The organism is Baekduia sp. (assembly GCF_035318805.1).
In the GTDB taxonomy this organism is placed as follows: domain Bacteria; phylum Actinomycetota; class Thermoleophilia; order Solirubrobacterales; family Solirubrobacteraceae; genus Baekduia.
In genome coordinates, this window is record NZ_DATHDY010000031.1 from 32300 (window position 1) to 53417 (window position 21118).

Consider the following 21118-nt stretch of genomic DNA (forward strand, 5'->3'; position numbering starts at 1 on the left):
CTGCCGGAGGTCAAGGACCTCATGCGAGATCCCAATGTCTGAACCACTTCTCGAAGTCAAAGATCTCGCCGTGCACTTCGAGACCGAGGACGGCGTCGTCCAGGCCGTCGACGGCATCAGCTACACCGTCGAGCGCGGCAAGACGCTCGGCATCGTCGGCGAGTCCGGCTCGGGCAAGTCCGTCTCGAGCATGACCGTGATGGGGCTGACGCGTGCGGGCAACGCCCGCATCAGCGGCTCGATCACGTTCGAGGGCCGGGACCTGCTGAACGCGTCCGACGCCGACATGCGCAAGGTGCGCGGCGGCGAGGTCGCGATGATCTTCCAGGACCCGCTGTCCTCGCTGCACCCGTTCTACAAGATCGGCGACCAGCTGATCGAGGCGCACCGGTCCCACAACGACGTGTCCAAGGCCAAGGCCCGCGACCGCGCCGTCGAGATGCTCGGCCTGGTCGGCCTGCCCGACCCGCGGCGCCGGATCGACAGCTACCCGCACGAGTTCTCGGGCGGCATGCGCCAGCGCGTGATGATCGCGATGGCGCTCATCAACGACCCCAAGCTGCTCATCGCCGACGAGCCGACGACGGCCCTGGACGTGACCGTCCAGGCCCAGATCCTCGAGCTCATCCAGAAGCTCCAGGCCGAGCTCGACACCGCGGTGGTCATGATCACCCACGACCTCGGCGTCGTCGCCGAGGTCACCGAGGAGATCGCGGTCATGTACGCCGGGCGCATCGTCGAGTACGGCAAGTCCGACACGATCTTCGCGGCGCCCGAGCACCCCTACACCTGGGGCCTGCTCAAGTCGATCCCGCGGCTGGACACGCCGCGCGACCAGGAGCTCGTGCCGATCTTCGGCCGCCCGCCGTCGCTGATCAACAAGCCCTCGGGCTGCTCCTTCCATCCGCGCTGCCCCTACGTGCGCGAGGCGCACAAGAAGGTCGACCCGGCCCTCGAGCCGGCCGGCGACGCGGATCGGACCCACAAGGTGGCGTGCCTGCTGCCGTCCGAGACGCGCCGGTCCCTGTGGGCCGGGCTGCGGGCCGGCGACACGCCGGCAGAAGTCCTCCAGGAGGTCGAGATCCCCGCCGAGAAGCTGTCGCCGTCCGCCGAAGGCCCGACCGGCGAGGAGGTGGCGGGCCAGTGAGCACCACGATGCGCGAGCCGCTCGTGCAGGTACGCGGGCTCAAGAAGCACTTCCCGATCCGCAGCGGGTTCCTGATCCAGCGCGACGTCGGCGCCGTGCGCGCCGTCGACGGCGTCGACTTCGACGTGCTGCGCGGCGAGACGCTCGGCCTGGTCGGCGAGTCGGGCTGCGGCAAGTCCACGACCGCCCGCCTGATCACGCGCCTGCTGGAGCCGACCGCCGGTTCGATCAGCTGGGAGGGCCGCGACATCGCGGGCCTCTCGCGGCGGGAGCTCAAGCCCCTGCGTCGCGAGATGCAGATGATCTTCCAGGACCCGTACTCGTCGCTGAACCCGCGCAAGACGGTGGGCACGATCATCGGCGAGCCGTTCGTCATCCATCGCGTCGAGTCCAACGAGGACCGGCGCCGGCGCCTCGTGCAGGATCTGATGGAGCAGGTCGGGCTCAACCCCGAGCACTACAACCGCCTGCCGCACCAGTTCTCCGGCGGCCAGCGCCAGCGCATCGGCGTGGCGCGCGCGATCGCGCTGAAGCCGAAGATGATCGTCGCCGACGAGCCGGTCTCCGCGCTCGACGTGTCGATCCAGGCGCAGATCCTCAACCTGCTGCGCGACCTGCAGCGCGATCTGGGGCTGACGATCGTCTTCATCGCCCACGACCTGTCGGTCGTGCGCCACACGTGCGACCGCGTCGCGGTGATGTACCTCGGCAAGATCGTCGAGCTCGCGTCCTCGGACGAGCTCTACGCGCATCCGCGCCATCCGTACACCGGCGCGCTGCTGTCGGCAGTCCCGGTGCCCGATCCGCGGCTGGCCCGCAACAAGGCTCGGCAGGTTCTGGGCGGCGACGTCCCGTCGCCGACCAACCCGCCGAGCGCGTGCCGGTTCCACACCCGCTGCCAGAAGTTCGTCGAGGGCCACTGCGACGTCGAGGAGCCGCTCCTCGAGGTCAAGGACGGCGGCAACGTGGCGGCCTGCCACTACCCGCTCACCGACGAGGAGATCGCCCGGCGCGTGCCGACCGCGGCGGCGTAGATCTCAGTCCAGGAAGCGCAGGACGTCGGCGAGCGGCGCGCGGTCGGGCACGCGCTGTTCCTGGCGCGGCGTGCCGAAGTGCAGCAGGCCGATGCAGTGCTCGCCCTCGGGCAGCCCGATCGCGGCGCGGCCGGCCGGCTCGTTCAGCGCGCCGATCGTGCGCCAGTAGGCGGCCAGGCCGCGCGCGTGCGCGCCGAGCAGGACCGCGTAGGCGGCGCACCCGGCGGCGAGGAGGTCCTCCTCGTCGGCGCCCGGGTCGTCCGGGGTACGGACGTAGGACACGGCGACGAGCGTCGGCGCGCGGTCGAGCTTCGTCGCGCCCTCCGGCCCGACGGCCTCCTTGAGGGCGTCCCGCGCGTTCGGTCCCAGGACGCGAAAGCGCCACGGGTTGGTGAGGTGGTGGTTGGGCGCCCAGCGGCCGAGGTCGAGCAGCTCGGTCAGGGTCTCGCGATCGACCGGCTCGGCCCCGTAGGCCTTGTGCGTGCGGCGCGTGCGGATCGCGGTCTCGACGTCCATCACGCCTCGGCGCCCTCGTCCTCGTCGTCCTCGCCGTCCTCGGCGTAGAGCGACTCGCGCGCGATCTCGCGGCCGGCGACGGAGTAGACGGCGACGTCCAGCGTGTCGCCGCGGTAGTCGTCGGGGGCCAGCAGCGTGAAGCGGTTCTCGATCAGCAGGCACTGGTCGACGGTGAGGCCGGCCAGCTCGGCGGTGGCGATCGCGACGCGGTCGACGACCGGCGTGCCCCAGACGAGGGTCATCGCGGCGACCTTGCCCTGCTCTCCGCGCCAGCCGCCGACGACCTCCTCGCAGACGTCGATCGTCCAGTCGGGGTTCGCCTCCACGGTCTCCTCGGTCCAGTCCGCCGTGGCCCGGAAGTGCTCGGGCTCCTGGTGGTCCTCGACCGCGGGCGCGTAGGAGACGGTGCCGTAGAGCTCCAGGCCGGTGGTCGTGCGCGACGTGACCGGCACGTAGGTGCGCCCGCCCCACGTGCGGTCGGGGAACCACACCAGCTCGCCGGGCTCGCCGATGTCGTCCTCGATGGTCAGGCAGGCGGCGAGGAACTCCTCACGCAGGCGATCGGCCCAGCGGCCGTAGGGCAGCAGCTCCTGTGGCGGCTCGGCGGCAAAGCGGGGGACGAACCGTTCCTCGGGCGGCATGGGCGGGACATTACGGTGCTCGGGCGCTTGCGGTCGGGGGCCTCGGCGCTGGTGGTCGGCGGGGGCGCGTGACGTCGCCCCCGCTACGTCGACAGCGTCCGGTCCACGGCTGCGCTGCCTCAGCCCGGAGCGAGGCGACGCCTGCGGGCCGGCCCGGGAAACGGATGGCTGATGGGAGCGCTCGGGGATGGCTCGACCGAGCAGCGCTGCGAGCGCGCGCTGCCGCGGGGACGAGCCATGCCGGCGATCCGTGATGTCGTCATCCCGCCGCGGAGGCGGAAGCGCGCGATCGATGCCCACACAGGTGCGCCGACGAGAGCAGCGATACCACCGGCCGAGCCCGGGGCGCCCGAGCGGAGCGGCGGGTGGCGAGCGTCGCGGAGCGCCGGCCCAGCCAGCCCCGCTCGCACTGCCCGCCGCAAACCGCAAGGGTCTACGGCAGCTCCACGAGCAGCGTCACCGGCCCGTCGTTGACCAGCTCGACCTCCATGTGCGCGCCGAAGCGGCCTCCTTGGGCGCCCAGGCGGGTCCGGAAGCGCTCGTAGAGCGGCTCGGCGACCTCTGGCCGTGCGGCGCCGATGAACGACGGCCGGTTGCCCTTGCGGGTGTCGCCGTAGAGCGTGAACTGGCTGACGACGAGGACCTCGCGGCCGTCGCCGAGCGACTCGTTCATCTTGCCCTCGGCGTCCTCGAAGATCCGCAGCGCGCGCACCTTGCCGGCGAGCCGGTCGGCGCCCGCCGCGTCGTCGTCGTGCGTGATGCCGAGCAGGACGAGGAGGCCGGGGCCGATCGCCGAGATCGTCTCGCCGTCGACGGTGACCGAGGCGCGGCGGACGCGCTGGACGAGGGCTCGCATGGAGGCCATCAGATCATGGGCGCGAGGATGAGCGCCGCCGGTTGTTCGCCAGGACTGGTGCTCAGACGCCCAGCGCGGTGAGGGCGACTGCCGCGACGACGGCGATCGTCGTCGACCACGCGATCGCGCCGGCGGCCAGCCGGAGGTCCAGCCCGTACAGGTGGCCGACGACCAGGCAGTTGATGCCGGCGGGCATCGCGGCCTGCACGAGGTAGGCGTCGGGCACGCCGACCGTGATCGCCGACAGCCCGACCAGCAGCGCGGGCGCGACGACCATCCGCAGGACGATCGCGGCGCCGATCGGCGCGGTCAGCGGCGGCGGGAAGCGCAGGACGCCTCCTTCGCGCTCGCCCATCAGGTTGACGCCGAGGATGAAGAAGCCGATGGGCAGCAGCGTGTAGGCGGCCAGCGCCTTGGCGACGTCCACGACGGCCTGCGGCGCCAGCGCGTCGGGCGCGAGCAGGCCGGCGATCAGCGCCCACAGCACCGGGTTGCGCGTCACGAACGCCTTCATGCGCTCGCGCGGGTTCTCGCCCGCCTCGGTCCCGAACGCCGCGCCCACCGCGAACCCGGCGGTGTAGAGCATGACCTGGCTGACGATCGTGTCCCAGGCGATCGCCGGCGCCAGCGTGCCGTGGCCCAGTAGCGCCGCGTTGAGCGGGATGCCGAGGTACCCCGTGTTGGCGAGGATCACGGCCAGGATGAGGGCGCCGACCGACGGGCGCGGCAGGTGCAGGACGCGCGTGCCGACGACGTAGGCCAGCGTGCCGACGGCCGCCAGCTCGACGAACCCCAGCGCCAAACCGATCCCGACACCGCCGCCGAGGTGCAGGCGGGCGACGACGAAGAACGCGATGAACGGCAGCAGCGTCCAGACCATCGTGTCGATGAGCTTGCGCGAGAAGGCGATCGCGCCCGCGCGGAAGCGCTGCTCGACGCCGACGCCGATCGCGGTCGACGCGAGGATGGCCAGGGCGACGAGGGTCACGCGTCGCGCAGCTGCGCGGCGGCCTGCTCGGGTGCCACGATGTTCAGGTGCACGCCGGTGCCGAGCTCCAGCCCGGCGAGGTGCGTGAGGCGCGGGACGACGTCGATGCGCCAGCAGAACTGGTCGGCGCCCAGCGGCGCGGTGCGGACCCAGAGGTTCAGCGGCGGCATGAACCCGAGGTGGCGGCGCAGCCGGTTGAGCACGTCGTGCAGCAGCGCGGCGCCGAGCGGCCCGTCGTCCTCGAAGTGCCGCCGCGGCCGCCGGGGCGCCAGCAGCAGCTGGTAGGGCAGGCGGGCGGCGAAGGGCGACAGCACGACGGCCTCGTCGTCGATGGCGACGACGCGGTCGCGCAGCCGGACCTCGTCCTGGACGAGGTCCTGCAGCAGGTTGCCGCCCATGGTCCGGGTGGCGTGTGCCGTGAAGCGCTCGCGCTCGCGGGCGATCTGGGCGGGGACGAAGTCCATGGCGTACAGCTGGGCGTGCGTGTGCGCCAGCGACGCGCCGCCTTCGGTGCGCTCGTTGACGAGCACGTGGACGCAGGCTGCGCCGGCGTCGGCGTGCGTGGCCATCCGGGTCCGCCAGACCTCCATCGCGGCGGCGACCTGCTCGGGACGCAGGTCGGCCAGAGAGGTCACCGCGTCGGGCGCGTTGACGATGACCTCGTGACTGCCGTAAGCGGCGACCGCCGTGAACAGGTCGGGGTCGTGCGACGGCTCCGGCTCGGCCTCGTCGCGCGTCAGCGCGGGGTAGAGGTTCGGCACCACCCGCACCGACCAGCCCGGCGTGTTCGCCGCGCTGCCGCCGGGGCGCACGGCGTAGATCTCGGGCGGCGTCTGGTCCTCGTGACCCGGGGCGAACGGATCGCGCTCGGGATCGATCGGCGCGGGATCGCCGGAGATCGCCCAGCCGCCGGGCCGGCCGGCGCGGCGGGCGGCGATGATCGTGCGCAGCCCGGTGAGGGGGTCGACGCGGACCTCAGGCATCGGCGCGGCGCCCGCCGGTCACGAGGGACGGCCCAGCGCGTAGCGCCGGATGTCGGCGTCCAGCGCGGCGTCGGTCGAGTAGAGCCCCTGGTGGACGTACTGCAGCTTGCCCGCGGCGTCGTAGTACATCGTCGTCGGGTAGTTCTTCCCGATCTCCAGCGCTTGGGCGATCCGCGAGTTCTGGTCGACGTAGCTCGGGTAGGTCAGCGGGAACTGCTTCAGGAAGCGCTTCGCGGCCGCGCCCTCGTCGTTGGAGTCCAGCCCGATGAACGCCACCTGCTTGCCGTAGCGCACGCTGTTGCGCTGCAGGAAGGGGAACTCGTAGCGGCATGGTCCGCACCATGACGCCCACTTGTTGACGACCACGGGGTGGCCCTTGAGCTCCTCGATGCGCGCCTGCACGTCCTTCTTGGAGCCGGGCAGCAGCACGCTGGCCTGTTCGTGCAGCGCGGCCAGCGGCGCCGGAGCGCCCGCCAGCGCGCGCTTGGCGGCCGCCAGATCGAAGGCGTTGGCCTTCGGCGCGGCGTTGTTGGTGTTGGTCTGCGAGAGGCCGACGACGACCACGACGACCACGGCCACGGCGCCGAGGACGAGCAGCAGGCGGCGGGACATGGCCAATAGGGTCGCAGGTTTCTGTGGATCGTCGGCGCGATCGGGTATCCTTGGCGTACGAGGCGAGGGTGCAGCTGCTGGTTCATGGGAGGTCCCTCGCTTCCCCCTGGTCCGTCGAGGACTGCAAGCATCCGTCCGCCGCTGTCCCATCGCGGGCGCTCCTCACGAAGAGCGAGCCGTTTCATGGCTGAACCCACGACGCAGGCCGTCGAGGCCGCATCGATTCCCGATCCCACCTTGGTCAAGCGTGCCGAGGCGTTCACCCGTGAGCGCTTCCTGCACGACGGCGAAGAGGCGAGCGTCGCGCTCGCCCCCGGCAGCGCACGCCGCCGCGCGCTGGACGCCGCGGTGGCCGAGATCGACGCCGGCGCGAAGGTCCCGTCGACGAAGTGGCGGCGCCGCTACGCGCTGCTGCTCGGCCTGGAGCGCGTCCTCAGCGAGGACGAGCCGCGGCTGGCCGACGGCACGTCGCTCAACCCGCACCAGGTGGATGCCCTGTCGGGCACGCTCGTCGCGCTCATGGCGGCGACGCAGAAGGGCGCCAACGGCACTGATGCGGCGGCTGCGCCCGTGCTCGCCGTCGACGACGCCCCCGAGCCCGAGCCGTCGCGGGACGAGGCGCCGGAGCCCGAGCCCGAGGATCCCGACGAGGACGAAGACGACGACGAGGACGACGAGGACGAGGACCGCACGCCCGTCGACATCGAGATCGAGGGCCTCGACGACGAGGACGAGGACGACGAGTCCGACGAGCCGGCCGAGGAGGAGTCCTACGACGACGACGAGGACGACGACGTCGACGAGGACGTCTCGGAGGGCGCGGCCGACGACCCCAATGCGGGCAAGCGCTTCTGGTTCGAGCACGCGACGGGCGCCGGCAAGACGGTCGCCGCGATGGGCTTCGTGGACGCGTCGCGCACCGGCGGCGTCCTGATCCTCACGCACCGCCGCAACCTGGTCGACCAGTTCCTCGGCGAGCTCCACACGCGCGGCTACGGCAAGCGCGAGAGCCCGCCCCTGCTCGACGGCGAAGGCACCGGCCGCACCGACGGTCCGGTCACGGTCGAGACCTACCAGTGGTTCGTCCGCAACGCCGGCCGCATCTCCGACGCCTACACCATCGTCATCTGCGACGAGGCGCACACCGCGCTGGGCGAGAAGACGTCGGCGGCGATCCGTGCGTGGACGGGCCCGATCTTCGTCGGCATGACCGCCACGGGCGCCCTGATCGCCCGCCACGTCACCGACCTGTTCCCGACGCAGACCTCGCGCTTCGACCTCGCGCAGGCCGCGCGCCGCGGCGTCATCGCGCCGCTGCGGTCGATCCGGATCCCGCCGGGCCCGGGCGTGCGCACGATCGCCAAGGTGCCGCTGCGCAAGGGCGAGGTCGACGTCGAGTTCGACCAGGAGATGCTCGCCGAGCTGCTGGACCAGCTCCCGTTCAACCTGGCGATCGCCGATCTCTACAAGACGCGCTTCAACGGCGTGCCGGGCGTGGTCTACGCCGCCGGCGTGCGCCACGCGATGAACGTCGCCGAGGCCTTCCGCCAGGAGGGCATCAAGGCGATGGGCGTCTCGGGCGAGACCCCGAAGCGCGAGCTGGCCGAGATCCTCGCGCGCTACGAGCGCGGCGAGATCGACGTGCTGGTCAACGCGCAGCTGCTCGCCGAGGGCTGGAACTCGCCGCGGGCGACCATCTGCATGCACCTGGCGCCGACGGCGTCCAAGCGCATCTACCAGCAGCGCGTCGGCCGCGTGACGCGCCGCCACCCCGGCAAGGAGTCGGGCATCGTCGTCGACTTCGTCCATCCCGCGACGCGGCACGACGACCCGGTCGTCACGCTGCACTCGCTGCTGGACCGCGACGTCTACCGCGGCGGCGCGATCGTCGTCGGCCCCGTGCGCCGCGGCCGCGGGCGGCGGGTGCGCGTCGAGCGCCGGGTCATCCCGGTGTGCGCCGACGAGGACCGCCGCATCGAGGTCTTCGAGCGCGAGCTGTGGCGCATCGCCGTCGAGTTCCTCGACTACGGCGAGCAGGTCCAGTGGGCCGCGCTGGCCGGCGCGCGCGTCGCGCCGAGCGGCTGGCGGCGGGCCCGCGCGATGCTGCACTTCGACAAGTCGGGCGAGCTGAAGCGCAGCTTCCTGTTGACCGCGGTCGAGCGCAACAAGAACTCGCAGCTGCGCCTGCGCGCGCTGCAGGAGATCGCGCAGTCGCGCGACGCCGACGCGTTCGAGCGGGCGGTCGACGTCGTGCGCACGTGGTCGCGCGACGAGCGCCGCGAGGGCGTCAAGGTGCTGCTGCAGGCGCTGGCCGAGCGCCGCATCGGGCGCCGCGACCAGGCCTCGCACTGGATCTGGGACCTCGCCGACATGACGCGCGAGGTGCACGAGGAGTACGCCGTGCAGCGCTGGCCCGAGACGAAGCGGCTGCTGGGGCTGCTGGTCAACTCCAGCGGCGGCGCGCACGCGCGCAACGCTCGCCGGCTGGTGCACGCCGCGCGCAAGCAGGACCGGCGGCTCTCGGCCGCCATCCTCGCCGCGGCGGTCGCCCATACGCCGGAGGCCATGGAGGTCGTGCGCGGGGCGCGGACCCGCATGGCGCGCAAGCCCAGCGCGCTGTCGCGCGAGCTGCTGCGCAACTTCCCCAAGCGCAAGACCCGTGGCCGCCGCCGGCGCAAGAAGGGCGACGACGCGGCGAAGACCCCGCAGATGGTCGGCGGCGCGCAGAACGGCGGGATCCTGGAGATCGGCGCCGACAGCGCCGTGCTCGAGCCCGTGGGCGCGGCCGGCAGCAACAACGGCAACGGCAACGGCGAGGGCGGCGAGCCGGGCGAGGGGCGGTCGCGCTCCAAGCGCCGCAGCCGCTCGCGGCGCAAGGCCAACGCCAAGGCCCGGGCGGCGGCGGAGGCTGCTGCGGTCGCGGAGGGCGGCGGCGAGGAGATCGGCGACGCCGAGGCCGCGGGCGAGAACGGCGCAGAGCCGGCGCGCGCGCCGGCGGCGGCCGCCACGCCTGCGCCGGTGGACGACGCCGAGGCCGCGCGCGCCATCGACGCTGCCGCGTCGCTGCTGCACCCCGGCCGGAGCGGTCGCCGTCGGGCCGCTGCGCGGGTCGAGGCGGTCGAGGTGACCGAGGCGGTCGAGCCCACCGAGATCGTTGAGCCGACCGAGGTCGTCGAGGTGACCGAGCTCGCCGATGAGGCTCCGGCGCCCAAGCGTCGCCGCACGCCCGTGCGCAGGCCGGTGGCGGACGAGCCCGTGGCCGACGAGGCCGCGGTGGAGGAGACGCCGAAGCCCAAGCGTCGCGCGCCCGCGAAGAAGAAGGTCGTCGAGGAGGCCGGCGAGGCCGAGGCCGAGGCCGACGCGGAGAAGCCCAAGCGCCGTCGCGCGCCGGCGAAGAAGCAGGTCGCCGAGGAGCCCGCGGTCGACGAGGCGGTCGGCACCGTCGAGGCCCCCGGGGACGAGCCGAAGCCCAAGCGCCGCCGCGCGGCCGCCAAGAAGGACGACGCCGCCGCGCCCGAGGCCGAGGCCACGCCCGCCGCCAAGCCCAAGCGCCGCGCGCCCGCCCGCAAGAAGGCGGCAGCGGAGCCCGAGGCCGAGACGGCCGCCGAACCCGCAGCCGACAAGCCCAAGCCCCGCGCCCGGCGCACGCCCGTGCGCGCGGCCGCAGCCGAGCCCGAGCAGCTGGCGCTCGACGCCGGCGACGCGCCGGCCGAGGACGCCCCGAAGCCCAAGCGCGCCCGCACCGCGCGCGCCAAGGCGGCCGACGAGCCGTCGTCGGACCCCCCGCCGCCCGAGCAGCTCGACGACGCCGCCTGATCCGCACCGGCCCATAGGCTGATCGGCGTGGATCCCCGCCCCGAGCCCGACGGCCTCCTCGCGCCGGCCGCCCGCGCGCTGTGGACCATCGAGGCGCTCGCCTGGAGCGGCCCGGCGACGGTCGCGGCGTTCGCGATCCTGCCCTCCGTGCTCGACGGCGACGGGATCGTCGGGGTGCTCGGCGACGTGCTGCCGTTCCTCGTGCTGCTCGGCGCGCTGGTCGCCGTCCTCGTCGTGCCGACGCTGCGCTGGCGCCGCTGGCGCTGGCGCCTGGATGACGACGAGCTCGACCTGCGCCGCGGCGCGTTCACCGAGATCCGCACGATCGTGCCCGTCGCGCGGATCCAGCACGTCGACGTCAAGCGCACGTTCTTCGCGCAGATCGTCGGCGTCGCCGCCGTGGTCGTCCACACCGCTGCCGGCACCACCGAGATCCCGGCCCTGCAGGACGGCGACGCGGCGCTGGTCCGCGACCGGCTCGCCGGGCTGATCCGCAAACCCGATGAGCTCTGAGCCGCACCGGCTGCACGTCGCGGCCGCCATCGACGAGGCCGTCCGCGCGCTGGCCGACGTCGCGGTCCCCCTGCTGATCGGGCTCGTCGCCGGCGGGACGCGCAGCAGCTTCTCGGCGATCCTCTTCGGCCTGCTCGGCGTCGGCGCCGCCGCGGCCATCGGCATCACCCGCTGGCGGGCCACCACCTACCGGATCAGCGACCGCGCGCTGCACTTCCGCTCCGGCGTGTTCTCGCCCGACGAGACGGTCGTGCCGCTCGATCGCGTGCAGGCCGTCGACACCATCGCCGGGCCGATCCAGCGCCTGTTCGGCGTCAGCGGGCTGCAGGTCCAGACGCCGGGTGCCGGCGAGCACGCCGAGGTCATGCTCAGCGCCCTGTCGGACGCGCAGGCGCGCGAGCTGCGGGCCGCGCTCGGGCACCCCGACCAGGAGGAGCAGGCGGCCCACCGGCGCCGGCGCCTGACGATGGCCGGCCTGCTCGTCACGGCGCTGACCGCGCCGCAGCTTGGCGTCGTCCTGCCGGTCGTCGGCGGCGTCTTCGGCCTGCTCCAGAACGGCCTGGCCGGCGAGAGCGAGACGCTGGCGCGCAGCGTCGACACCGTCCATGAGGTCGTCCTGATCGCCCTCGCGCTGCTCGGCGCGGCCTGGGCGCTGTCGTTCCTCGGTGCGGTCGTGGCCTTCTCGGGCTTCGAGATCCAGCGCGATGACGAGCGCCTGCGCATCCGCCGCGGGCTGCTGCAGCGCCGCGCCGTCAGCGTGCCGGTCGCGCGGGTCGACGGCGCGCAGATCGTCGAGAGCGCGCTGCGCCGCCCGTTCGGGCTCGTGACGCTGCGCCTGGAGGTCACCAGCCTGGGCGGCCGCGAGACGGTGGAGCGCACGCTGTTCCCGCTGCTGCCGCGGCGCGACGTCGAGCCGTTCCTCGCGACGTTCCTGCCCGAGCTGTCGGGGCCGCTGGCGCTGCAGCAGCGGCCGCCGGAGCGCGCGCGCCGGCGCTACGTCATGCGACCGGTCCTCGCGGCGCTCGCGGTCAGCGCGATCCTGATCGGCATCGTGCCGGCGGCCTGGCCGGCGGCGCCGGTGCTCGTCGCGCTCGCCGTCGCGCTCGGGCTCGACGCGTTCGCGGCCGCGGGCCTGCGGCTGGACCCCGACGACCGCCGCGTCGTGCTGCGCGCGCGTCACCGCGCGGCGCGGATCACGCTGGTGGCGCGCCGGCGGCGCCTGCAGCAGCTCGGGGTGTCGCGTACGATCCTCCAGCGCCGCGCGGACCTGGCGACGGTGTCGGTCACCGTCGCGCGCGGCACGCGCCTCGCCGTCCGCCACGTTGACCCGCCGCTGGTGGATCGCTTCTTGGTGGTCTTGGATCCGCGCGCCTAGCGTGACGGCGGCTCGGTGTCCGGCAGCCGCCCGAGGTGCACCTCGCCGGCGTTCAGCGCCGTCCGGCCGCCGCCGGGCAGCGTGACGACCAGCCGGCCCTCGCCGTCGATCCCGGCGGCCGTCCCGGTCCCGCCGGCCCAGGCGACCGCGTGGCCGGCGAGCGCGTCGCGCGCGCGCCACTCGTCCAGCAGCGTGGCGGTCTCCAGCGCCAGGGCCCCGTCCAGGGCCGTCAAGAGGTCGGCCAGGAACGGCGCGACGTCGGCGCGCGCGCGCCCGAGGGTGCCCGCCCTGGCGTGCAGGTCGGGCGGCAGGTCGGCCGGGTCGACCGCGACGTTGACGCCGATCCCCAGGATCGTCCAGCCGTCCTGCGGCCGGCCCTCCGCGAGGATCCCCGCGACCTTGCGCCCGCCCACGAGGACGTCGTTGGGCCACTTGATCTGCGCGCCGGGGCCGCAGGCCTGCGCCACGGCGACGGCCGCGACCAGCGGGAGCAGCGGCGGCGCGTCGCGCAGCACCAGCGACATCGCCAGCGTGGCGCCGGGCTGCGTCGTCCACCTGCGGCCCTGCCGGCCGCGCCCCGCGGTCTGGGCCGCGGCGGTCACCAGCGCGCCGTGCGGCGCACCGGCCAGCGCGAGCTCCTTGGCGCGGTCGCTCGTCGAGTCGGTCGACCGCAGGTGCAGGCGCGGCGTGCCCAGCATCAGCGCGCGCGGATCCGCAGCTCGTCGTCGCGGGCGACGCCGAGCAGCTCCCGCGCCGAGCCGCGGTTGACCGCCAGCGAGAGGGTCCGGTAGGCGTCCTCGTAGAGGATCAGCTCGCCGGCGGCGACGTCGGCGAACGTCGTGGCGTAGACGCCGGTGCGGCCGTTGACGTCGACCGCGTGGCCGAGCTTGAACCCCGACTCGGTCAGCTCGGCGTGCTCGACGTCGAGCATGATGTTGCCGAAGCGGTCGAAGCCGACGGCGTGCGCGAACAGCTCGCCGTTCTCCAGGAGCGCCAGCGGCATGTCCAGGCGGATGATCTCGTCGGCGTCGATCGGATCGCCGGCGTCGGCCAGCTCCGCGCCCGCGGCGAGGTGGGCGGCCACGGGCGCGAAGATGTCGCGCCCGTGGAAGGTCGCCGAGACCGGCTCGAGCCGGTGGGGCGAGCGGGCGACGTCCACGACCTCGGCGATCCCGCCGAAGCGCTGGGCGGCCAGCGACAGCAGGCCGTTGTCGGGCCCGACGAGGATCCGGTCCTCCTCGGTGGTGCGCAGCGCGAGCGCGCGCCGCTCGGCGCCGACGCCCGGATCGACGACGGCCAGATGCACGCCCGGCGCCGCGAACGGCAGCGCCCGCCGCAGCACGAGCGCGGCGGTCCGGATGTCGTGGCGGTCCAGTCCGTGGGTGAGGTCGACGACGCGCGCCTCCGGCGCGATCCGCGCGATGACCGCATGGCAGACGCCGACGAAGTCGTCGTCCAGGCCGTAGTCGGACAGGAACGTGATCGGATGGGCCATGCCGCGGGGAGGCTAGCGGCGCGCCGGCCGCGCTCGGAGCGTGGGTCCCTAGCCCGCCGCGGGTTTCGCCCCCTGGGCGAACACCCGCAAGGGAACCTGGCCCTCTGGGCCAGTGTTCCCCCTAGGCCCCGGCGGCGGCCACCAGCGCGGCGACGAGGCCGTCGGGCGTGTGCTCGGTGGCCTCGACGTGCGGCTCCAGCCCCAATTCGCGCAGCGCCGTGGTCGTGATCGGGCCGATCGAGGCGAGCTGCAGGCCGCTGTCGCGGATCGCGTCGGCGCCGCCGACCGCCTCGCAGAAGAAGCGCGCCGATGACGCCGAGGTGAACGTCGCCCAGTCGGCCTCCAGCGCCCGTGCGCGGGCCCGCGGGTCCAGCGGCTCGGCGACGGTGACGTAGGGCTCGATCACGGTGATGTCGGCGGCCGGCGGGTCCGCGCCGGCGAGCGCCTCGCGCACGACGTCGCGGCCGCCCCGCGCGCGCACGATCAGCGCGCGCTGCACCTCGAGGCCCGCGACCAGCTCGGCCAGCGACTCGCCCACCGCCCTGCGGGGGACCAGGTCGGGCTCCACGCCGTGGGCGCGCACGGCGTCGGCGGTGCCGGGGCCGATCACGGCCACGCGCGTGCCGGCCAGCGCGCGGGCGTCGCGGCCGGAGTCCCGCAGCGCGCCGAAGAACCGCGCCGCGCCGTTGGGCGAGGACAGGACGAGCAGGTCGGTGCCGGCGAGGTCGGGCACCGTGAAGTCCAGGGGCTCGGGGACGATCACCGCCGCCTCGACGACGCGGGCGCCCAGCTCGCGCAGCGCTCGCGCCAGGCCGCTGGCCTTCGCGCGCGGGCGCGTGACGACCACCGACGTCTCGGCGAGCGGGCCGACGCCGAGCCACCCGAGCTCCTCGCCCAGCGCGGCGACGCGGCCGACCACGGTCACCGACGGCGGCTTGATCGCGGCCGCGGCCGCGAGCTCGGCGATGGTGTCCAGCGTGCCGTGCACCGTGCGCTGGTCGGGCAGCGTGCCGCGCTCGACGATCGCCACGGGCTCGTCTGCCGGCCGGCCGTGCTCGGTCAGCTGATCGGCGATGCGCGGCAGCGCGCGCACGCCCATGTAGAACACCAACGTGCCCGGGAAGGCCGCCAGCGCGGGCCAGTCGAGCTGCGTCTCCGGCTTGCCGGGGTCCTCGTGGCCGGTGACGAACGCCACCGCGGCGGCCATCCCGCGCTGCGTGACCGGGATGCCGGCGTAGGCGGGCGCCGCGACGCCGGCGGTGACGCCGGGGACGACCTCGAACGGGATGCCGTGCTCGCGGCACAGCAGCGCCTCCTCGCCGCCGCGCCCGAAGACGAACGGGTCGCCGCCCTTGACGCGCACGACGGTGCGACCCGCCTGCGCGTGGGTCAGCAGCAGCCGGTGCGTCTCGTCCTGCGGCACCTGCTCGCCGCCGCCGACCTTCCCCACGTCGAGCAGCTCGGCGCCGGCGCGCGCGCCGTCCAGCGCGGTGGCCGGGATGAGCTTGTCATACAGGATGACGTCGGCCTGCGCGATGGCCTCCAGCGCGCGGACGGTCATCAGCCCCGGGTCGCCGGGACCGGCGCCGACGAGCACGACGCGCCCTGCGCGAGTCACGTCGCAGCCATCATCTCGGCCTGCTCCAGCAGCGCCGCGGCGCCCATCGAGCGCAGGCGCTGCACCATCAGCGGCGCGGGGTCGTCGGCGACGACGCTGTCGCGGATCCACGCGCTCCCGTCGGGCAGCCCGACGAACGCGTGCAGCGCGGTGCCGTCGTGGTGGACGCCGACCGGCGTGTCGCAGGTGGCGCCCAGCGCCTCGACGACGTGGCGCTCGGCGCGCAGCTGCGCGTCGGTCGCCGGGTCGACCAGGTGCTCCGGGATCGCCCGGCCCTCGACGGCGAGCGCGCCCTGGCCGGGCGCGGGGACGAAGACGCTGGCGTCCAGCAGCGCGCCGATCTCCCCCTCGCGGCCGAGGCGGCGCAGCCCGGCGGCGGCGAGCACGAGCGCGTCGCAGGCGCCCTCGCCGAGCTTGCGCAGGCGCGTGTCGACGTTGCCGCGCAGCTCGACGACCTCGAGGTCGTCGCGCGCGGCCAGCAGCTGGGCGCGACGGCGCAGCGACGAGGTGCCCACGCGCGCGCCCGCCGGGAGCGCGTCGAGCGACGCGGCACCGACCAGCGCGTCGCGCGCGTCCTCGCGGGGCAGCACGGCGGCGAGACGCATGCCGGGCCGCAGCAGCTTCGTGGCGGGCACGTCCTTGGCCGAGTGCACCGCGAGGTCGATCTCGCCGCGCTGCAGCGCGTCCTCGATGGTGTCGATCCAGCGCGCCTTGTCGGATGGGTGGGTCCGAATTCCGCGGTCGCCGCTGGTGGTGATCTCGACGATCTCGGCGGCGTCGCCGCCCGCCGCGCGCAGCGCCTCGGCCACCGCGTGGGCCTGCACGAGCGCGAGCGCGCTGGCGCGCGTGCCGAGCCTCACTGGCCGGCGCGCCGGCGCAGGGGGCGCACGTCGGCGTCGGTGTCCTGCTCTGTGGGCAGCGAGGCCTCGGCGGCGCTCTCCTCGAGGCCGAAGAGCTCGCGCGCCAGCTGGACGCGGCCGTGGCCGCCCTCGCGCTCCAGCGACTTGAGGCGGATCGTCGGCTCGTGCAGCAGGCGCTGCATCAGCGAGCGCGCCAGCGCCTCGATCCGGGCGCGGTCGCGCACCGACGCGCTCTCCCAGCGGCCGGCGTTCTCGGCGAGGAGCTGCTCGACGATGCTCTCGCCCTGGGCGCGGAGCGCGGTGATGGTCGGCAGGACGTCGAGCTGGCCCATCCAGCGGGCGAAGCGCTGGATCTCGTCCTCGACGACCGCCTCGGCCTGCTCGCGCTCGGCCTCGCGGACCTGGCGGTTGCGGGCGACGACCGACTGGAGGTCGTCGATGTCGTAGAGCGTCACGCCCTCGAGCTCGGCGCAGGCCGGGTCGATGTCGCGCGGGACGGCGAGGTCGATCAGCAGCAGCGGCGAGCCGTCGCGCTCGCGCATGACCACGGCGAGCTCGTCGACCTCGATGATCGGGTGCGGCGAGGACGTCGAGGCGACGACGATGTCGGCCTCGGCCAGGCGCTCGGGCAGCTCGTGCAGCGAGGAGACCGAGCCGCCGAAGCGCTCGGCGATCGAGCGGGCCCGGTCGGCGTGGCGGTTGGCCACGAAGATCGTCCGCACGCCCTGCTCGGCCAGCGCGCGGGCGGTGAGCTCGCTCGTCTCCCCGGCGCCGATGATCACGACGTCGCGGGAGGAGAGCTCCGGACCCATCACGTCGCGCGCCAGGCCGACGGCGACACTGGAGACGCTCGCGCGGCCCTCGCCGATCGTGGTCTCCGAGCGCACGCGCTTGCCGGTCTGCAGCGCGGCGGTGAAGAGGCGGTTCGTCAGCGGGCCGGTGGTCCCGGCCTCCAGCGCGGCCTCGTAGGCGCGCTTGGCCTGGCCCTGGATCTCGGCCTCGCCGACGATCATCGACTCCAGGCCGCTGACGACGCGGTACAGCTGGCGGGCGGCGTCGCAGTTGCGCGGCGCGTAGAGCGCCTCGGCCAGCTCGGTGGGGCGGGTGCCGGCGCGCTGCGCCAGGCGGGTCAGCAGCTCGGTCTCCGCGCCGACCGGGTCGCCGACGAGGTAGACCTCGGTGCGGTTGCAGGTGGAGATCGCGACCGCCTCGCGGATGTGCTCGCTCTGGACCAGCTCGCGGCACAGGGCCTGGCCCTCCTTGGTCGTCAGCGCCAGGCGCTCGCGGACCGCGACGCGCGCGGTCTTCTGGGAGATGCCCAGGCAGAGGAGCTCGGTCATACGCTCGTCGCCTCCTCGCTTGCGCGGGCGGTGTCCGGCTCGCCGGTGCCCGGGCGCTCCGCGTCGGCGAGCCGGTTGAGCTCGACGACGTCGCGCTCGACGCGCATCAGCTTGTAGGCCATGATGCCGACGTAGACCACCAGCAGCGCCAGGAAGACGAGGTAGGCGGCGGCGACGTAGCCGGCGTTGTCGGGCAGCGTGTTCGAGGCGGCGGTGATCATCAGACCTGGAGCTCCGGGGCGGCCGAGCGGCGGCTGCGCAGGCCGTCGTCTCCGGCGAGCTTGCGCTTGAGGGATCGCAGCTGGGCGACGGTGTTCTTGTGGGCCATCTCGTACCGCCAGAGCAGCACGTACAGCAGGACCATGCCCAGGAAGCACACCAGGAACGCGGTGCGCATCGCGCCGGGCAGGTTGTCGGCGGAGTCGAACGTGCGGGGGTGCACGAGCGACGTGGCGGCGCGGACCGCCAGGAAGTTCAGCGGCACGAACGCGCCGGCGGTGATCGCGAAGACCGACGCGTAGCGCGCCTGCTTCTCGCGGTCCTCGATCGAGAAGCGCAGCGGCGTGTAGGTCGCGTAGAGCAGGAAGACGATCAGGAAGCTCACGAGCGTGGGCTCGTCCCACACCCACCAGTGGCCCCACGACGCCTTGGCCCAGATCGCGCCGGTCAGCAGGACGCCGACGCCGAGGATCACCGAGATGTGGATCGCGACGTAGGAGCGCAGGTCCCACTTGGCGTCGTCGGTGCGCAGGTGCATGATCGCGCAGATCCCGCCGAACACGAACCCGCCCAGCGCGACGATCGCCATCGGCACGTGCAGGTAGAAGATCTTCTGCATGAAGCCCTGGTCGGCGTCCATGGGCGCGACGAACGCGGCCAGGCAGTAGCCGGTGATGAGTGTCACCACGGTCGCTGCGGACAGACTGCGAAGGCGTGAGCCGTACATCGGAGAACTCCCGGGGCCGCTGCGGCCCGCTCAGTCTTCGAGGAGGAAGTCGAAGACGGCGTACGCGAGAAGGCCGAAGATCAGATCATAGAGCCCGAGGATCGCCAGCCAGCGCCCCGGGAGCGCCCCGGCGCCCGCCGCGGCGAACGTGGGCGCGAGCGCCTTCGCCGTCCCGATGACCACGGGCAGCAGCAGCGGGAGGGCGATCAGGGGCACGATCAGGTCGCGCGCGCGGGTCTGGATGGCCAGCGCGCCGACCAGCGTCCCCACCACGGCGATGCCGACGTCGGCCAGCAGGAGGACCACGATCGTCTGCCACAGGGCCGCGCCCGTGAGGTTCGGGTCGAGGAGCATCAGCCCGAACGCGGGAACCGCGACGACCTCCAGGGCGACCAGGAACCCCCCAAGGGCCAGCGCCTTGGCGACGAGCATCGCGGTGCGGTCCACGGGCGCCAACAGGAAGCCGTCGAAGCCGCCCTCCTCGTGGTCGGCGACGAACAGGCGGTTGATCCCGAGGATCGCGCTGAACAGCAGCGTCACCGTGAGCACGCCGGCCGCCAGGGCGCCCTCCACGGAGTTGGCCTGCAGCGAGAAGTGGAAGACGATCAGCGTCGTGATGCTGAACAGCGCCATCGCCGGGATGACCTGAAGCGTGCGCAGCTCCAGGCGCACCTCCTTGCGCAGCAGGGCCGAGACGGCGCGCCGGGTCGAGGGCGGCGGGGGCGTCACCGGTACAGCGCCCCGATCGCGTCGCGGTCGACGCCCGCCGCGGGCGCGAGCAGCTCGGTACGGCCGGCGCGCAGGCCGAGCGCGAGGTCGGCGCCCTGCAGCCCGCCGACCGGGTCGTGGCTAGTCAGGACGCGCGTCCGGCCCGACGCCGCGCCGATCAGCGGCTCGACCAGCTCGGTCGCGTGCGGGTCGAGGTTCGCGGTCGGCTCGTCGAGCAGCAGCAGCTCGGGGTCGTGCAGGACCGCGCGGGCGACCGCGGCGCGCTGGACCATCCCGCGCGAGTAGGTGTGCACCGGATCGTCGGCGCGCAGCGTCAGGCCGACGGCCTCCAGGAGCTGCTCGACGCGGCCGGGCTCCGTGCCGTGCAGCCGCGCGTGGAACGTGAGGTTCTCGCGCGCGGTGAGGTCGCGGTACAGCAGCGAGGCGTGGCCGAGGAACCCGATGCGCCCGCGGACCGCCCAGCCCTCGCCGGGCAGCGCGTGGCCGAGGACGCGGGCACCGCCCGCGTGGGGCCGCAGCAGCGTGGCGAGGACCCGCAGCAGCGTGGTCTTGCCCGCGCCGTTGGGGCCGAAGACGACGAGCGTCTGGCCGGCCGGCAGCGCGAGCGACACGTCGGAGAGGGCCTCGCGGTCGCCGTAGCGGCGCGTCAGGCCCTCGAGCTCAATGGCGGGAGCTGCCATCGTCGCGCTGCAGCGTGCGGACCGCGTGCTCGAGCACGGGCGCGACGACGGGGAAGAGCTCGGCGACGGCCTTCGGGCTCCCGGGGAAGTTGACGATCAACGAGCGGTGGGCGATGCCCGAGGCGCCGCGCGAGAGCATCCCCATCGGCGTGTGGCGGGCCGACTCGGCGCGCAGGGCCTCGGCGATGCCGGGCGCGTCGCGCTCGATCACCGCGCGGGTGGCCTCGGGCGTGACGTCGTCGGGCGTGAAGCCGGTCCCGCCGGTGGTGAAGATCAGCGCGAAGCCGTCGTCGACGTAGTGGTGCAGCCGGTCCTCGATCAGCGCGAAGTCGTCGGGGACGACCTCCATCGCCTCGACGTCGGCGCCGGCCTCCTCGGCCAGCCGCGCGAGCAGGGGACCGGACTCGTCCTCGCTCGCCCGGCGCGAGACCGACGTGGAAACGGTCAGGACGCAGGTGCGCACGGAACGGAGAGTAGGCGTCAGCGGCCCGTCAGCGCCGCCAGGTGCCGCTGCGGCCGCCCGACTTCTCCAGCAGCACGACCTCTTCGACGGCCACGCCGCGCTCCACGCCCTTGACCATGTCGTACACGGTGAGCGCCGCCACCGCGGCCGCGGTCATGGCCTCCATCTCGACGCCGGTGCGCGCGGTGACCCCGGCGCTGGCGATGATCGTGACCGTCCCGGCCTCGGCGTCGACGGTGGCGTCGACGTCCACGTGGTCCAGGCCGATCGGGTGACACAGCGGGATCAGCTCGCCCGTGCGCTTGGCGGCCATGATCCCGGCGATCCGCGCGGTGGCCAGGACGTCGCCCTTCGGCGCGTCTCCCGCCTGCACCATGCGCGCCGTCTCCGGCGCCATCCGCACGACCGCCCTGGCGACCGCGCGCCGCTCCGTGACGGCCTTGCCGGCCACGTCGACCATCCGCGCGTCGCCGTGCTCGTCGAGGTGCGTGAGGCGCTCGGGCATT

The 21118-nt window shown here is 74.1% G+C and carries 22 protein-coding genes; 5 read left to right on the forward strand and 17 right to left on the reverse strand.

Annotated elements, in window-relative coordinates; all coding sequences use genetic code 11:
- The first annotated feature begins 70 nt into the window (after window positions 1-70).
- Both VK501_RS07995 and VK501_RS08000 read left to right on the forward strand, forming a co-directional pair.
- Window positions 71-1147, forward strand: a complete 1077-nt coding sequence (locus VK501_RS07995; RefSeq protein WP_324336407.1) for an ABC transporter ATP-binding protein — start codon at window positions 71-73, stop codon at window positions 1145-1147.
- Between the two features lie 8 nt (window positions 1148-1155).
- On the forward strand, window positions 1156-2181 hold the full coding sequence (locus VK501_RS08000) for a dipeptide ABC transporter ATP-binding protein (protein WP_349260988.1): 1026 nt from the start codon (window positions 1156-1158) through the stop codon (window positions 2179-2181).
- A 3-nt stretch (window positions 2182-2184) separates the two neighbouring features.
- Here the strand turns inward: VK501_RS08000 and VK501_RS08005 are convergent, their stop codons facing one another.
- The 6 genes from VK501_RS08005 to VK501_RS08030 all read right to left on the reverse strand — a co-directional run bounded on the left by VK501_RS08005 (window position 2185) and on the right by VK501_RS08030 (window position 6777).
- Window positions 2185-2697 (reverse strand): nitroreductase, encoded by a 513-nt coding sequence (locus VK501_RS08005; protein ID WP_324336411.1) that lies wholly within the window; start codon window positions 2695-2697, stop codon window positions 2185-2187.
- Complete coding sequence (locus tag VK501_RS08010; RefSeq protein WP_324336414.1) at window positions 2697-3338, reverse strand: hypothetical protein; 642 nt, start codon at window positions 3336-3338, stop codon at window positions 2697-2699. Before VK501_RS08010 ends, VK501_RS08005 begins: the two co-directional genes overlap by 1 nt.
- Window positions 3339-3771: 433 nt before the next feature.
- Entirely contained in the window at window positions 3772-4194 is a 423-nt protein-coding gene (gene dtd, locus VK501_RS08015) for a D-aminoacyl-tRNA deacylase (RefSeq protein WP_324336416.1), read from the reverse strand.
- Window positions 4195-4255: 61 nt separating this feature from the next.
- Window positions 4256-5182, reverse strand: a complete 927-nt coding sequence (locus VK501_RS08020) for an AEC family transporter (RefSeq protein WP_324336418.1) — start codon at window positions 5180-5182, stop codon at window positions 4256-4258.
- Window positions 5179-6165, reverse strand: coding sequence for a galactose-1-phosphate uridylyltransferase (locus VK501_RS08025; protein ID WP_324336420.1), 987 nt, complete (start codon window positions 6163-6165; stop codon window positions 5179-5181). The genes VK501_RS08020 and VK501_RS08025 overlap by 4 nt, the downstream gene beginning before the upstream one ends.
- An 18-nt stretch (window positions 6166-6183) precedes the next feature.
- A complete protein-coding gene (locus tag VK501_RS08030) occupies window positions 6184-6777 on the reverse strand; it encodes a TlpA disulfide reductase family protein (protein WP_324336423.1) in 594 nt (197 codons plus the stop codon).
- Between the two features lie 183 nt (window positions 6778-6960).
- Here VK501_RS08030 and VK501_RS08035 point away from each other — a divergent pair, with 183 nt between their 5' ends.
- The 3 genes from VK501_RS08035 to VK501_RS08045 are packed head-to-tail and all read left to right on the forward strand — an operon-like array spanning window position 6961 to window position 12481.
- A complete protein-coding gene (locus VK501_RS08035; RefSeq protein WP_324336424.1) occupies window positions 6961-10593 on the forward strand; it encodes a DEAD/DEAH box helicase in 3633 nt (1210 codons plus the stop codon).
- Window positions 10594-10620: 27 nt separating this feature from the next.
- Window positions 10621-11106, forward strand: coding sequence for a PH domain-containing protein (locus tag VK501_RS08040; RefSeq protein ID WP_324336427.1), 486 nt, complete (start codon window positions 10621-10623; stop codon window positions 11104-11106).
- Window positions 11096-12481 carry a PH domain-containing protein gene (locus VK501_RS08045; RefSeq protein ID WP_324336430.1) on the forward strand — a complete coding sequence of 462 codons (1386 nt, stop codon included), beginning with the start codon at window positions 11096-11098 and terminating at the stop codon, window positions 12479-12481. Before VK501_RS08040 ends, VK501_RS08045 begins: the two co-directional genes overlap by 11 nt.
- Here the strand turns inward: VK501_RS08045 and VK501_RS08050 are convergent.
- From VK501_RS08050 to moaC, 11 genes are all read right to left on the reverse strand, one after another.
- The gene (locus VK501_RS08050) at window positions 12478-13179 is read right to left on the reverse strand and encodes a biotin--[acetyl-CoA-carboxylase] ligase (RefSeq protein WP_324336432.1); all 702 of its coding nucleotides are present in this window, start codon (window positions 13177-13179) and stop codon (window positions 12478-12480) included. The two genes, VK501_RS08045 and VK501_RS08050, sit on opposite strands and share 4 nt — an antisense overlap.
- Entirely contained in the window at window positions 13179-13976 is a 798-nt protein-coding gene (locus VK501_RS08055; protein ID WP_324336433.1) for an SAM-dependent chlorinase/fluorinase, read from the reverse strand. The genes VK501_RS08050 and VK501_RS08055 overlap by 1 nt, the downstream gene beginning before the upstream one ends.
- Before the next feature lie 121 nt (window positions 13977-14097).
- Window positions 14098-15594, reverse strand: coding sequence for a uroporphyrinogen-III C-methyltransferase (gene cobA, locus VK501_RS08060; protein ID WP_324336435.1), 1497 nt, complete (start codon window positions 15592-15594; stop codon window positions 14098-14100).
- On the reverse strand, window positions 15591-16454 hold the full coding sequence (gene hemC / locus VK501_RS08065; protein ID WP_324336437.1) for a hydroxymethylbilane synthase: 864 nt from the start codon (window positions 16452-16454) through the stop codon (window positions 15591-15593). Before hemC ends, cobA begins: the two co-directional genes overlap by 4 nt.
- Window positions 16451-17794: a glutamyl-tRNA reductase gene (gene hemA, locus VK501_RS08070; RefSeq protein WP_324336439.1), complete on the reverse strand. Its 1344-nt coding sequence runs from the start codon at window positions 17792-17794 to the stop codon at window positions 16451-16453. Before hemA ends, hemC begins: the two co-directional genes overlap by 4 nt.
- Window positions 17791-18015 carry a hypothetical protein gene (locus tag VK501_RS08075; RefSeq protein ID WP_324336441.1) on the reverse strand — a complete coding sequence of 75 codons (225 nt, stop codon included), beginning with the start codon at window positions 18013-18015 and terminating at the stop codon, window positions 17791-17793. Before VK501_RS08075 ends, hemA begins: the two co-directional genes overlap by 4 nt.
- Window positions 18015-18740 (reverse strand): cytochrome c biogenesis protein, encoded by a 726-nt coding sequence (locus VK501_RS08080; RefSeq protein WP_324336443.1) that lies wholly within the window; start codon window positions 18738-18740, stop codon window positions 18015-18017. The genes VK501_RS08075 and VK501_RS08080 overlap by 1 nt, the downstream gene beginning before the upstream one ends.
- Before the next feature lie 30 nt (window positions 18741-18770).
- Window positions 18771-19469, reverse strand: a complete 699-nt coding sequence (locus tag VK501_RS08085) for a heme exporter protein CcmB (protein WP_324336445.1) — start codon at window positions 19467-19469, stop codon at window positions 18771-18773.
- Window positions 19466-20149: a heme ABC exporter ATP-binding protein CcmA gene (gene ccmA / locus VK501_RS08090; RefSeq protein ID WP_324336447.1), complete on the reverse strand. Its 684-nt coding sequence runs from the start codon at window positions 20147-20149 to the stop codon at window positions 19466-19468. Before ccmA ends, VK501_RS08085 begins: the two co-directional genes overlap by 4 nt.
- On the reverse strand, window positions 20130-20612 hold the full coding sequence (locus tag VK501_RS08095) for a MogA/MoaB family molybdenum cofactor biosynthesis protein (RefSeq protein WP_324336449.1): 483 nt from the start codon (window positions 20610-20612) through the stop codon (window positions 20130-20132). Before VK501_RS08095 ends, ccmA begins: the two co-directional genes overlap by 20 nt.
- A gap of 28 nt (window positions 20613-20640) precedes the next feature.
- Window positions 20641-21117: a cyclic pyranopterin monophosphate synthase MoaC gene (gene moaC / locus VK501_RS08100; RefSeq protein WP_324336451.1), complete on the reverse strand. Its 477-nt coding sequence runs from the start codon at window positions 21115-21117 to the stop codon at window positions 20641-20643.
- Between the last annotated feature and the right edge of the window lies 1 nt (window position 21118).